Annotated in this window: 6 protein-coding genes; 1 reads left to right on the forward strand and 5 read right to left on the reverse strand. The window is 44.5% G+C overall.

What is annotated here, in order from left to right:
* Positions 1–295: 295 nt before the first annotated feature.
* The 4 genes from L6I86_RS08825 to L6I86_RS08840 form a co-directional block, all read right to left on the reverse strand.
* Positions 296–6,418 carry an S-layer homology domain-containing protein gene (locus tag L6I86_RS08825; RefSeq protein WP_236286294.1) on the reverse strand — a complete coding sequence of 2,041 codons (6,123 nt, stop codon included), beginning with the start codon at positions 6,416–6,418 and terminating at the stop codon, positions 296–298.
* A 103-nt stretch (positions 6,419–6,521) separates the two neighbouring features.
* Positions 6,522–8,075, reverse strand: a complete 1,554-nt coding sequence (locus L6I86_RS08830; RefSeq protein ID WP_236286297.1) for an extracellular solute-binding protein — start codon at positions 8,073–8,075, stop codon at positions 6,522–6,524.
* Between the two features lie 156 nt (positions 8,076–8,231).
* Complete coding sequence (locus tag L6I86_RS08835) at positions 8,232–9,092, reverse strand: carbohydrate ABC transporter permease (RefSeq protein WP_236286299.1); 861 nt, start codon at positions 9,090–9,092, stop codon at positions 8,232–8,234.
* Between the two features lie 16 nt (positions 9,093–9,108).
* Entirely contained in the window at positions 9,109–10,014 is a 906-nt protein-coding gene (locus tag L6I86_RS08840) for an ABC transporter permease (protein WP_236286300.1), read from the reverse strand.
* 335 nt (positions 10,015–10,349) lie between these two features.
* On the opposite strand from L6I86_RS08840, the gene L6I86_RS08845 reads away from it, so the two are divergent.
* Positions 10,350–12,623 carry a helix-turn-helix domain-containing protein gene (locus L6I86_RS08845; RefSeq protein ID WP_236286302.1) on the forward strand — a complete coding sequence of 758 codons (2,274 nt, stop codon included), beginning with the start codon at positions 10,350–10,352 and terminating at the stop codon, positions 12,621–12,623.
* 71 nt (positions 12,624–12,694) lie between these two features.
* On the opposite strand, the gene L6I86_RS08850 is transcribed toward L6I86_RS08845, so the two are convergent.
* Complete coding sequence (locus L6I86_RS08850; RefSeq protein WP_236286304.1) at positions 12,695–13,663, reverse strand: GNAT family N-acetyltransferase; 969 nt, start codon at positions 13,661–13,663, stop codon at positions 12,695–12,697.
* Between the last annotated feature and the right edge of the window lie 437 nt (positions 13,664–14,100).

Raw genomic sequence — 14,100 nt, forward strand, 5'->3', positions numbered from 1 at the left:
CAACCTTACTCCATCGGGCACTATATGGGTTGCCTTCACTCCCTTGTTACTCATTACTTCATATCCTCCTACTACTTCACACTACTCCAATTTTCCTACATTCTTTTCTTTATCCTCACTACTCATCAAATATTCTCATTTCACTCTTAACTGCTCCTGCTCATATTGGGGAGTCGGGGGAAGTGGAGGAAAGCCGAGGGCATCGGGACGGGGTGCCCCACAAATGGAAAACCCGAAAGACAACGCTTGAATCCAAGCGTACATCTTTCGGGTTCCTGTTATGGCTTAATTCATTTTACTTGCTAGCTTGCTTAGGCAACAATCGCGTAATCACCGTAATCGCCTCTGCACGGGTAACTGTGGCAAGCGGTCCAAAACGGTTCTCTGCATATCCTTGCATCAGTCCCGCTTCTTGTACGATGCCTACAGCTTCTAGGGCCCACGCAGGAATGTCGGAGACATCCGCGAATGTCACGACTTTCGCCCCTGAGGTGCCCGGCGCATACGCGTTCGCCAGCACAACAGCCAGTTGCGCTCTTGTCAATGGATTGCCAGGACGGAACGTGCTGTCCTCGTAGCCTTGAACAAGGTTCGATTTGGCTGCCAGCGCAATCGCTTGCTTCGCCCAATCGCCGATCGTATCACCATCGCTGTATTTCGGCAGCTTTTCTGCCCCGGCGTTTGTATGCAAAGCGTTCATCAGCATAACGATGAATTCTGCACGTGACACGAACTGATTCGGCTTAAATGAGCCATCCTCATACCCATGTACGATGCCCATTTTCATCGCTGCTCGAATATCTGACTCTGCCCAATGTCCTGCAATATCACGAAGATTCGATATCTCAGGTACAACAGTCGCTTGGCTAACAGCGAATACGGCATATTTCGTCAAATGGTCCACATCGACGGTGATTTGATCCCCATTTACCTTACCGCCTGGGACCTCCACCCACACTTTTTTAACTTCGTCATAGTAGAAAACCACTGCTTTCTGGTTAGCTTTCAAGCTCGTTTTGTCAAAAGCAAACGTTAGCGTAATTGGCTTACTGAAGTTCTCAGAGAAGTTTTTCAAAATCTCAAAAATCGGACTAGCGAGAACCACTTTACTGGTTATCAGTTTTGCAGTATCTAGCACTTTGTCTATCGTGACTTTCAGTTCATTGGCCGAAGCATCAGCCGGGATTATAATCTTCACCTCATTATTCAAACTAACCTCGCCAGTTTTACCTTGAGGTAATGTCAAAGTCCCATTTTTAGAAACAATGGGTTGGTTGCTTGAAGTTGACGGTGACGGTGAAGAACTACTGTTATCTGCATCGCGTCTTACCGTTACTGTATAAGATTTACTACTACCGTTCTGAGCAGTTACCACAATTTTAATTTCATTCGTACCTACTTGTAAATTAACCCATCCACTTACTTGGCCACTAATCGTTGAAACGCCATTCACGGTCATGGATGCATGACTGTCATACACATTCGCCGTTACCGATATACGCGATACCGAATTAGGCACATTTAAGCTATAAGACGTTGTGCCAGCTGCAAAAGCAGGAGAAATGACGCCAGTAGATAATGTTAATCCACTTAAGTCGGCATTGCTGCTAACTACAGGCACTTCTGACGCTCGATTCACACTAATTTGATATGGATTTATGGCAATGCCATCTTCCGCTGTCACCTGAATATCAATTAGGTTAGCTCCCACTTGTAAGTCGTTCACTGTGTACGTGTACACACTACCCGTTACTGAACTATACGTTGCTCCGGTCACTGTCAGAGTTTGATTTGCATGAGATTTACTTACTGTCAAAATAAGACTGGTAACACTATTGGGAACTTCAACGTTATAAGAAAGCTGCGCAGAATCGAACGTTATTGTGCCTGGATCTACACCTAAGTCCGATAGCAAAGCATTGTTACTTATCACGACTGGAACACCGAGCAGGATAACCTGTGTAACCACGGCATCTTGATAATTCGCTGCTTTTACCGTTACTGTATGGCGCCCCTCACCTAGCACGCCAGCATGGATCGTGATCTTCCCTGCTTGGATGGTGTAATCCGTCGATGACAACGTCGTTGTGCCATCCTTCACGGCTGTAATGGCCGCTCTCCATGCCGCATCCTCTGTGAACGTGATATCGATTGCACTAAGCGTATCGTTCGTTGTCACATCTGCTGTTAACACGGGTGCAGATGCTACGTTCACACTTACCATCACAAAACCATTATCTTTGGTGAAAGGTACCTCACTTCCGTTCCATAACACCTTCGTTGTGGATGGCGCGTAAGTCACCGTTGTCACACTGCTAACACCCGACAACTCACCAACAGCCAGCTGTAATTCATTCGTGTTCACACTCGTTGTAATATCCACATTCTCCGCTGTTTGTTGCAAACCGTCTACGAAATAATATTGCAAATGTCCAGCGACTTCCTTCTCACTATTCGAATAGAATAATTGCTTACGACCATCTTTCATGTCCACCACGATGTGTGTTGGATCGGTTCTGCGCACGTTCTCGATTTTACTTGTACCTTTGTACGGTTCAAGTACGCTCACGAATTGCGCATTGTTGCCATACACCCGATTGATCACTGTAGGTGCGTAAGCAGCTGTATCATTGCCTGGCCCTGGCGCTTCGCCTACGATCATCGTAGAAGTCGCGCTCGGAGAGCTAGTTAAGCTGAAAAGCTTCAACCCATTTCCATTGACGGTATTCCATGCACCTTCCCAATTACCAGATAGCTCCTTGGATGTGCCATTCCGGAAGAAAGGAGTTGAGTCCTTCGTGCCCAACGGTCCTGGGAAAGTGTCCATTGTCGTGCCAGGTGTGAACGCACCAATACCATGTAATAACCAATCATACTGACGTCTCGTTGCTGATTCGAGGGTAAATAGATCGATCATGTAATCCTTCGTCACAGCCACCGTTCGCTCATAGCGCCCCATGCCCGCGTAAGCCTTACTTGATGTGTTCGTCATAATATTGAACGGTTCAGATTGCATGAATAACTTCGTCGGTTCATACACTTCCACATTGTTTACAGTCGGAATTGCCTGCGTATCGCCGTCAACCATGACGGTGTTATGAGAGAATGTCGTTTTGTAATACGACGTGTACATAGAGTTACTATAAGGTGGGATACCAAGATCCGGGGCTAACCGCTCCCCCTTCCCAAATACCTCTAAATGAAGCTTATCCGGATGACCGTGATAACCGCCGTGCACACCGTAATCAACAAGTGCGTAAAGCTGCTCATCTCCAGTACCCGCGCGTAAAACAGAATGGCCGAGTCCCGTGAAATTCATACTTTCGGACGGCAATGTGCCTCCATTTGGAATAATAGATTTCCCGTAGAACACCGCTTGTTCGCCAACAATACCCGAGTTTGTATTGCCTGGCACGATAAAGCCGCCTCTAGCCCGCTCTCTATCATTATAAAGCATACTCAACAGCGTACCGTAATCAGCGTCATTGTACTCCGCATATACGCCTTCGTAATCCATCGGCACAACTCTGCCTGGCGCCCCTAAATTCGTAGGATATTTACCAGAATCGTTACTGTTAATAATACCGAGATCTGGGAACGCATATTGCAGTGTAACATCAAATGTTTTCTTGAAATTCGGACTAGCAAATAGATCATACCCCATATTCTTCAAAGCTTGCGCATGGAAGAACAACGCTGACTGTGCGTAGAAATGGTAACCAATCGCACCCTCATACCAAAATCCATCGGACAGTACGCTGTTTGCCATTTGGAAATTAAATCCGCTCTTTCCTGTGACAGAGAAATCCATCAGCGTCTTATCTTCCAATACTGCGCCAACAGCACCGATTGCGGCATTGTGCCACGTTTGCCAGTTAGACTTACCCACATCATAACCTTGCAAGGTTTTAGCTGAAGGGGCAAATAAATTCTGCTCCACATTGTATTTCTCAGCGGCACTCAACAGACCGCTTGGTTCAATCAAGTCGTACGCTTGAACGAGTTCAATCATTTGAACCGCTTCATCCAGCGACTGATAATACAGTCTGCCGTTTAGCGCTTGCATCGCGTAGCTTGGATATAGCTCCGCATAATTGAGCAGCATCTCTTTGGCTTTCTGCGCATACTTAGCTTCACCGCTTAATGCATAAGTCAGCGCTAGATTGCGTACCGCCTCGATATTAACTGTATGTGCTGTAAACCGCCATCCGGCATCGACATCCGATCCTGTGTATATTTGATTGTCAGTCGGACATAAATGTTCATGAGGTTTGTCATAATTAAATACGAGTGGCGTATCTCCGCAGACGAATTTCCCACTCTCTCCTGCTGGTTTGGAAGGATAATAGACCGTTTTGTTCAACCAGCCATCCGCTTTGACTTTAATCGCATCTAAGTAATCTTCAGCCCAACCATAGCTCTGAATTTTAGCCTTGGCCTCATTCAGTTGCGTTTGAGATGTCATAATGTAGGGATGGTGCTTCGTCGCAACCCTTGGAGCCCCTACCTTCACATTCAATTCAATCGTTATTTCCTTACCGCCCTGAATAGGCTTCACAGTATAAATCGCTTTCTGTACATCGCCCGCCTGGGCGGAGGCAGGTACCTTGACCTGAAGATTCACATCCGTTTCCGCGCCTTTCGCAACGACAGCGGTAGTCGGAGTAACCGTTACATCATAACCAGGTCCAAATGCTGTTTTCGGCGAAATTTGATAAGCGGTATCGACGTCACTAATATTTTTAAGTGAAAATGTATAGTTCAACGTGCTATCTGGTAATGTGCTCTTATCAATCTGTTTAATGGATGATTCTACGGCATTCTTAGCCAGAGCAAAACCATCGAAATACAACTTATCCGTCGGATCCGATACATCTAAATTGTACCAATTGGGATGTATGATGACTTGGTTGAAATTCGCTAAGTCAGCTAATCCCGTTGAATTCAGCATTTTATTGAAGGGCACTTCAACTTTCTTCCACCCTACCCAATCCACATAAAACGTAGACATGAAGTAATCGAACCCTGGCGTTGGAACGTTACATTCAAGAATAAAATACACCTTTTTATTCGATGCTTTCTCCGAATACATCCAGAATTCAATTTGGTCATTTTGCTTCCAAGGCCCAGTCATCCCTGTTACGTTAATGGCCGTTGTTGGATCTGTCCATTTCCCTGATTTCGTACCAAGAACGGCTGGTATTTCAGAGGTTGCTGTCGTGTTCGTCCAACCTGCGAAAGTTTCCATATTACCAATTGGTGTACTGGAACTTCCAGACAAATCAATGTTATACGTGTAACTCTTCACTTCACTGACCTTGCCTTCGAATTCAGCCTTCGTCGTTATCGTCAGTGGGTGATCCACCACAAATGGTGTTGTATATAGCTTAAAGGCGTTATCTACACCTTCAATTTTATAATAGATTGCAGCCCCAACTGTCGGGGATGATAAAGCAATCGACTTCGTTTCCGCATACAAGCCCGCTGGCGGGTTCACATTAACCGTTTCTACATAATCTCGATAAATAATCGCGTACTGATAGCTCGTTTCTTCACTTTCAATATTGTTAATCGACGATTTCGTAACAAGTGTCACATTAGCTGTCTGTTCACCGTTCGATGTAAATGTGAGCGGGGTTGTGTAGAGTTGGAAAGCACTATCAATGCCTTCTCGTTTATAATACAACTTCGTGAGTATTGCTGGCGTCGATAAGCTGGATAAACTAACCGTTACTTTATTTGCATATTCGCCAGAGGCCTTATCTGCCGTAACAGGTTGGACAGATGCCATATTGGTCAACCGGAAGTCATCTAAGTAAATTTGCAATCCCAAGTCAAGTGTCGTATTGGCGATTGCGGCTTGATCGAAACGCACATAATCTAACGAACCCCAATTATTCAATGTTGCGATGCTCTTCTGTGTTTTTACAACACTGAGGGGAACCTGAATTTCCTTCCATCCGGTCCAATCCAAAAGGACTCTGTAGTAATAATAATTACTAGTGTCACCTTTCATATAAAATCGAAGTTGAATAGGCTTATCAGCTTGATCGCCGGTTCTTGCTTTTATTGAATAAGCCCATATTTTCATTGTGCTATATCCGTTTAAATCAACATTTGGCGCTAATTTGGGATAAATAAGAGCCGAACCCGCAACATCAGCGCCATTATTAAAGGCTAATAACCACTTCTTGGATCCCGTTCCCTCTTTGATATACTGAGGATCCGAATTATTTACGACTGCAAGATCGGCTGTGCCTTTAATGTCGCCAGTTAGATTCGTCGTCGAATCCATATTGTTCAACTGTAAGGAAATCGGAAACTCCTGAATCGCCGCACGCGCGGTTTGGAGTGGAAGGAACACTTGCAGCAGGCTGAAGAGCAGCAGTGCTGCATGTAAAACTGACAGCCTTTTCATAAACCGACGAAGAACCATAATCTTCATTCCTCTCCTCTGGGGTAATACAAAGCCCCGCTATCTCAGGCGGGGCTGTAATCGATGATACCATTCCTCGGCAACCTTATTTCTTCACTGCGGCTTTCGCTCGTTTGTCAGCATTTCTGTAAATATTAACGATTTCCTCGTAGCCAAGTTTCTTCTGCTCTTCAACGAATTTATCCCACTCGCTGAAGTTGCGTGAACCCATAATGAATTTGGAGAAATTCTCGTCACGATTAGCATTCAGGGAATCACCTTTCGTATCCAAGATTTGTTGCTCCTCCAAAGTGAAAGCAAGCGTACTATTTTTCTCACCATCATACTTAGGTGCTTCTTTGTATGCAGCTTGCAACTCTGGTGAAGAAACAGAGATATGTGCATTGAAATCAAACCATGTATAAGCTCCATCTGTGGACAAGCCGGTTTTCTTTCTCAAATCTGCGATATCCGCATACTTCGTAGTGAAGGAAGTTCCACTAGCCGTATCTCCTTCTTTCCCCCAGCTAACAAGTTTCTTACCTTCTTCTGAGTAGAAGAAATCCAAATACTTCATTACATCTTTGATTTTGGTCGATTTGGAAGAAACCATGAAGCCTTCCTCTGTCACTGCTGTAAAGGCAGTCTTACGAGGTCCACCTGCCCAACCTGCTGGCGGAGCCATATAATTCATCGTGAATTGCGGATTGTCTTTACGTAATGCGCTGTTATAGAAGTCAATACGTCCCATATAGTCAAGTGTCACGAATGCACGATTCGTGGATACGATATCCTGCCACATTTTCGTATCAATCGTTAAGAAATCCTTCGGGATCAAGCTTTCTTTATAGAACTTGTTCATATACGTCAACATCGTCTTGTATTCATTCTGGATCGGTGCATATTTCCAATCTTTGGATGCGCTGTCAAAGAACACAGAGGCTTTACGTTTCTCTACTTCTGCAGGTACATTGAAGCCCGCTCCGAAATCGTACATATAACGCAAGCCATTACGGAACGTCAACGGATAGCTGTCTGGATAAGCCGCTTTCAGCTTCTTCAACGTCTCATAAAGTTCATCCCAGTTCGTTGGTGCGGCTAAACCGAGCTTCTTGAACACATCTTCCCGATACATCCAGGTACGACGGTTAGACTCACCTAACCCTTGATTAGGGAACACATACATTTTGCCATCTGATGATAGTACGTTCTGTGCTTCTGTTGGGTACTTCTCCATCCAAGCCTTCAAGTTCGGCATGTCCTTCACATAGTCAAGAATGTTGACCAAGGCACCTTGCTGCCCGAATTTATCAGCGATTGCCTTCGTTTGTGTCCACATCAAATCCGGCATATCACCAGAAGCAACAGTCATGCTGAGTGCATCTTCAAGCAGGTTTCCTGGCGGTAATTGAATATCAAGTTTCACGCCGGTTTTCTCCGTCAGATATCCCCATACTTTCCAATTCGCATCATAAGGCCAGCTTGGGTTACTGTAATCTAGAAACTTGAAGGTTTGTGCTTTCGGTACCGATGACGCCGATGAGGCTGCTGATGTCGATGCTGCGGATGGCGTTGCTACACTGTTTTCTTTGGAACATGCACCCATGACAAAACTCATGCTCATAATTGTTGCTAACATAACGACCGACTTCTTCTTCATACGTTGCCCCACTCTCCCTAATTCCCTTAAATTTGCTTTCCCCTTGTGCGGAATGGCCTCATGCTGCTCGACTGATTCGACTTTCCCTGTCTAGCTTGTCTAGCTTGTCTCGCTTGTCTTGCCTTCCTTGCTTCCCATTGTTCTTGTACCTCTATATTAACCTTTGATCGACCCAATTAGTGCCCCTTTTGCAAAATACTTCTGAAGGAACGGGTAGATCATCAGGATGGGAACCGTTGTAATAATGATGGTTGCATATTTAATGGATTCATCTACGATCATGCTGTCGCCGCCGATATTACCAGCGCCTGTACCCTGACCTTGCAGCACCATATTGCGAACAATAATTTGTAACGGGAACAAGTCGGCATCTCGCAAATATAAGAGCGCAGAGAAAAAGTTGTTCCAGATCGCAACGCCGTAGAATAAACCAATAGTCGCCAGAATCGCTTTGGATAATGGTAATACGAGTCGGAAAAAGATGCCGATATCCGTAAGTCCATCCATTTTGCCAGACTCCTCAACTTCCTGTGGCATTCCTGAAAAGAACGTACGCATCACGATGATGTTCCAGGAACTAACCAATGTTGGTAAGATCATCGCCCAGATCGTATCTATGAGATGGTAGCTTTTGACGACTAGGAACGTCGGAATCATGCCACCGCTGAAGAACAACGTGATCACGATCATAATCATGAAGCCACGGTGAAACAGCATATGTTTCTTGGAAAGGGCATAAGCGCCTGCTGCGCTAACTAGCAAGGAAAGCGTCGTACCGAGTAAGGTATAGAAGATCGTATTGAGGTAAGCCCTTCCAATTTCTGGCTTTTCAAATACGGATGCATACGTGTTCAAATTAAACTCTTTTGGCCATAGGAATACTTGCCCCTTTAAGACTGGCACGACTCCACTGAACGAAACCGCTATCATGTAAACAAAGGGATACAGCGCCGATACGACCACTCCCAGCAAACTTACAAATAAAAAAATATCAAAAAGACCAAATTTTCTTTTCATACGCGTACTCCCTTCTTTACCATAAGCTTGTCTCGCTCGTTCTGCGGCTAATCCAATTGGCAGTCAGAATGAAGATGAGGTTAATGATACTGCTGAATAAATCGATCGCTGTCGCATAGCTATAGTTCATGGACTGAATACCTGTCCGATACACATAGGTGGATAGCACGTCGGCGGTAGCATAAATGGAAGGATTCAACATCAGAAGCACTTTTTCGAAACCGATATCCAAGACATGTCCGATGTTCAAAATAAATAGAATAATAATCGCCGGCCGGATGCCCGGTATGGTAATATGCAGCAATTGATGTCTGCGGTTCGCGCCATCTACTCTTGCCGCCTCATATAATTGAGGATCAATCGCACTTAAAGCCGCTAGATAAATAATGGTTTCCCAACCAACATGCTGCCAAATCTCCGATAAAATATAAATCGCACGAAAGTAGTCTTCATTCTGCATAAAGTTCATGGCATCATATCCGAACCACTGGATCACATTATTGACTAATCCGCTCGTTGGCGAGAGAAATAAGAACATCATGCTCACAACAACAACATTCGAAATAAAGTGAGGCAAATAACTAATCGATTGAACTAATCGTTTTAATGCAGCCCTGCGCACTTCATTTAATAGTAGAGCTAGAATAATTGGCGCCGGGAATCCGAAAACGACTTTGGAAATCCCTAGGAGAACTGTGTTTTTAAGCAGCTTCAGAAAATCAGGACTATGAAAGAAGAGTGAGTAGTATTTCAAACCAACCCATTCACTTGCCCACACACCTTTAAAGGTGTTGTAGTCCTTAAACGAAATCAAAATCCCGAACATCGGCACATACTTAAATAATAGGTAGTAAATAAGCGCCGGCAAAAACAAGAGCATTAAATGCTTGCTGTTCTGCCATCTCTTTTGGAATTGCCCCATGCCTTGACCTCCAGTCTGAATATCCTGTCTATGCATCAAACTTTAAGGTATCGAGATTATCCGGGCAATGAGGCATACTTTCGATTCCTCACTATTTTCTACATTCCCGAAATCGACATAGATTCTTAAGGAAAGTCAATATTCACAGTTTCAGCTAGATTGGAAAATTCCGCATGAGCATCCACCATCTGTCACTATTTTGCACCATCTCCTCGCTCTATGCGTCATGAATCATGAAAATAGAGAACTTTTTAAAGCTCAGAGTATTGAACCCCTCCCACTGCTCCGTGATATACTCAATATGGTTAACTCCTACTAAGGAAAGGAATGACACGATGAAGTGGATAGCACGATTTTCGACAAAAATCCAAAATCAAGTATCACTGTTCTACACCTTGTTCTTCAGCTTCATCGCGATTATTCTATTGCTCGTTTCGATTAATACGTGGTCTTATTCCTTCTTCCGCGATCGGATCAAGGATGAGATTATCCTCAATAGCGGTCTGAATTTGAATACGACTGTCGCTAATTATGAGAAGCATATCAAGCTGATTCGAAGCATTATGGTCGGCTACCTATTCAGCAATGACACAGAAATCTTAAAGAATGGCAATCCGTTAACCCACTACGATATTGTGGTTAAAGCGCAAACTAATTTACAGTACTCACTTAATAATTCCTTACTTTATTTAGACAACATCCTCTATTACTTCAAAGATAGTCGGTTTGTCATTGAGAAAGACGGTACCCGGAATGCCGAGACCATGTTCAGTAAGTTTTATGCCCAGCCTTCCTATACGGTCGATTTCTGGAACAAGGAGTTGGAAAGCTCACAGAGCTTCAAAATCTACCCTTCCGCCGTTTTCAACTCGGTTACCGCATTTGAAAATAAACCAGTCGGCAGCCTCATGCCCATCCTAATTAAGAGCGCGTATGATACGAATTTCGCTTTTATCGTCTTCATGAAGAGCTCAAAGGTCTATGAAGCCTTTCATCAGTCACAGCCTGAAAGCAGCCTCCTGATTATGGATGGAAATCAAAACATGATTTTCTCCTCCGATATGGTTCAACTACCAGCTGAAATCAAGGAGAAATCTGGAAGTGGCTATTCATTAATTAAGAATACCTATTACTTCTACCAGACCAGCGCAGAGACAGGTTTAACTTATATCGAGGTCGTTTCCGACAAAGGTCTCACCAAGCAAATTCACCGACTTAACCTCAATATGCTAGTGCTTATCCTACTTTCCCTATTCATCTCACTTGCAGTTTCCTATCTGATTGCTAGGAGATTCCATAATCCACTTGCGAATATGCTTCGCTCGCTGGAAGCGTATCATCCTGCTGGCCTGCAAAACATTACGAATAGCCGAATTAAGGAATTCAACTTACTTCACAATACACTTCACGATCTATCCCGATCGAATCAGGAATTTCATAACGATATTCGCTCCAAGAATACCCTGTTGCAGCAATTTGCCTATATGACACGATTGAAGAAACTGGAAGGCAAAGGCTCACAATTGCAGACCTCTATCGACGCGAACAAGCCGTACAAGCTCATCCTTTTTCAAATCGACTTCAAGGATAAATTCCTCACGGAAATTACGAACGGGCATCAGCGCATTTTTAACACGTATAAAGAGCTGATCGAGGCCCATTTCTCGCGCATGTACACAGATTCATTAACCTTTCAATTGGAAAAGGATCAGATCTTGTCCATTCTTTTTATCGAAAATGAGGAAGAGGTCGGGCATCCTGATGATCTAGATCATCTTGTGCGTATGCTGGATATCGACTCTGCTTATTGCAATTTCACCATTGCACCAAGCCCTATTCACAAGAACTCATCTGACTTTGTGGAAACCTATCAGAACGCGCTAGATCTCATTAAACAACGGCGGCTAGGCGAAGATGTTCAGATTATTACGGAATGGCTTCCACAGCCTGCTCTACTGATTCCTACACCGTCTGAGGAGAACGAGCTGACAGCTAATCTACAAGCAGGATCTGATGCCGTCACGATTCCTCTAGCCGATAAGCTGCTCGATCAGCTTGCGAAGGCAGGCGCACTAGCCCACCAGTTCCAAGACTTCACCAAAGATATCGTGAACAAAGCAATGAAGAGTATGTACGCCCAAAATATTTCCATCCACACGTTCTCTGACAGAGGTTCACCTTACGATCTCTTGAAAGCATGCCATACCTTAGCGCAGTACAAGGATTTCTTGCACTGGTTCTTAGCAAGATCTGCAGCCGCCATTAAAGAGAAGAAATCTGAAACAGACGTCATGACCAAGTTCGTCATGGAATATGTGGAGTCTAATTTCGGAGATGATCTGTCACTGGAAGCCATCTCAGCCAAGCTGGGAATTACTGGTCCATATCTATCGACCTACTTCAAAGAAAAAACGGGAACGAATTTCAGCGATTACATCTTCACCGTCCGAATGAATAAATCAATTGAAATGCTGCGGGATACCGACCTGAAAGTGCAGGAAATCGCTTCGCTCGTCGGCTACTTCACAGCTGCTTCTTTCAACCGTGTATTCAAGCGACATACGGGGATTACTCCTAGTGAGTTCAGAAGGCTTAATAATAAAAACTGAATACAAGGAGCAAATAATAAAGGGAGCCATTACGCCTGTTCGGCATAACGGCTCCCTCTTTGATTAATACCTTATAGATCCTTGGCATATCTCGCGTAGCACTTCCAACTCTGATAGCCCAGCTTTCCGTAGAAATCTACGTAAGGGGTCGTATCAATGACCACGTGACGGACGTCACGCTGCAACAAATAATGAATCGCTGCTTGTACAATCGAGATACCATATTTATGTCCTCGGAAGCTCTCATCGATGCCTAGTGGGCCAATACCGCCTAATTCCCCCTCGAAAAGCGGCGACCAGTAAATGTTCTGAGCTAACAAAGGAGATTGCGTATCATTCATTCTGCAAAACCCAATAATCGAGCCCTCTTTCTCTAACAGGACGAACTCTCTACCCGTACCACCGCGTTCCCAATAGTCGCGATGCTGATAATCCCATGCGCCAGGAAAGCAGCGACTCATGAACGCTGTTAAGCCTTCTCGATCATGAGGATTTGCGACTCGGAATGTCGCCTCATGGACCTCTGGTAAAGCTACCGTCTGATCATCCTCGTACGCGTTTAGTAGGTCGAAAGATTGCTCCAAGAAGGTGTACGTTCTCTTCTCAAACCACGCCTTCGTTTCCTTGAGCTGATCTGGAATCCCCGGAAACAGACGTCCATGCAGATCGTTGCCCAGCATGATCCGCCGTGCTCCAGCATTCTGCAGGGCATCTTCAGCTTTGTAAAGCAAGTAACTACCGATTCCCTTGTTTCTATGCTGCGGGTCTACCATCAGTGCCTGAATCCATCCCATATCCCTGCGAATGCCAAAACGCGCAGTAACTTCACTTGCCCTCTTAGCAATGACGAATCCAACAACACGCCCGGACGATGGCTCTAGCGCCACCCAGGATCCTTCCCTTAGCCAAAGTCTGTCTCCTAGGACATTCTGCTCCAGCAATCGAAGCCTCATCGGAAACGACCCCGACAACTCCTTATTCCATAGCGCTACCATATCACTCAGATGTGACTCTTCCATCCGTTCGAAAATCCAGTTCATGCTGCTCCTCCTCTGGGTATCCCTGATTACACATACGTAAGTTACCGCAAATGGCATAGCCTTACTGACAAATATAGGACATCTGGGCGATCTCGCCTATAAGCAAATCTTTCAATTGTTTGTAGATGATAAGAATGGCCTTGTGATGACACACGTTAGTTTGATATAGCATCTGATTACCAACACTTGTGCATATACACACTCGTTAGCTGCTTGCCTCCCACTCTCGCTCTTACCACACCCACCAGCTACTTGCACGCCCGCTTACCGACAACTAACTGTATAAACTACATCTATTTCCTCGAAATTGGTTAATAATATCCAATTAACTGTAAAAATGGACCTCTGTCAAGAAAGTAGACACCTATTAAGAGAATTAACTAACTTCTTTGTAGTAGTTTTCTTCATATTGAACTGGTGAAAGGTAACCTAAAGAA

The sequence above is a fragment of the Paenibacillus allorhizoplanae genome (genome assembly GCF_927798215.1).
Lineage (GTDB): Bacteria > Bacillota > Bacilli > Paenibacillales > NBRC-103111 > Paenibacillus_E > Paenibacillus_E allorhizoplanae.

What these genes read in the sequence shown, in the direction of transcription:
- L6I86_RS08825 (WP_236286294.1), bottom strand. Translation starts at nt 6,418, where the DNA reads ATGAAAAGGCTGTCAGTTTTACATGCAGCACTGCTGCTCTTCAGCCTG.
- L6I86_RS08830 (WP_236286297.1), bottom strand. Translation starts at nt 8,075, where the DNA reads ATGAAGAAGAAGTCGGTCGTTATGTTAGCAACAATTATGAGCATGAGT.
- L6I86_RS08835 (WP_236286299.1), bottom strand. Translation starts at nt 9,092, where the DNA reads ATGAAAAGAAAATTTGGTCTTTTTGATATTTTTTTATTTGTAAGTTTG.
- L6I86_RS08840 (WP_236286300.1), bottom strand. Translation starts at nt 10,014, where the DNA reads ATGGGGCAATTCCAAAAGAGATGGCAGAACAGCAAGCATTTAATGCTC.
- L6I86_RS08845 (WP_236286302.1), top strand. Translation starts at nt 10,350, where the DNA reads ATGAAGTGGATAGCACGATTTTCGACAAAAATCCAAAATCAAGTATCA.
- L6I86_RS08850 (WP_236286304.1), bottom strand. Translation starts at nt 13,663, where the DNA reads ATGAACTGGATTTTCGAACGGATGGAAGAGTCACATCTGAGTGATATG.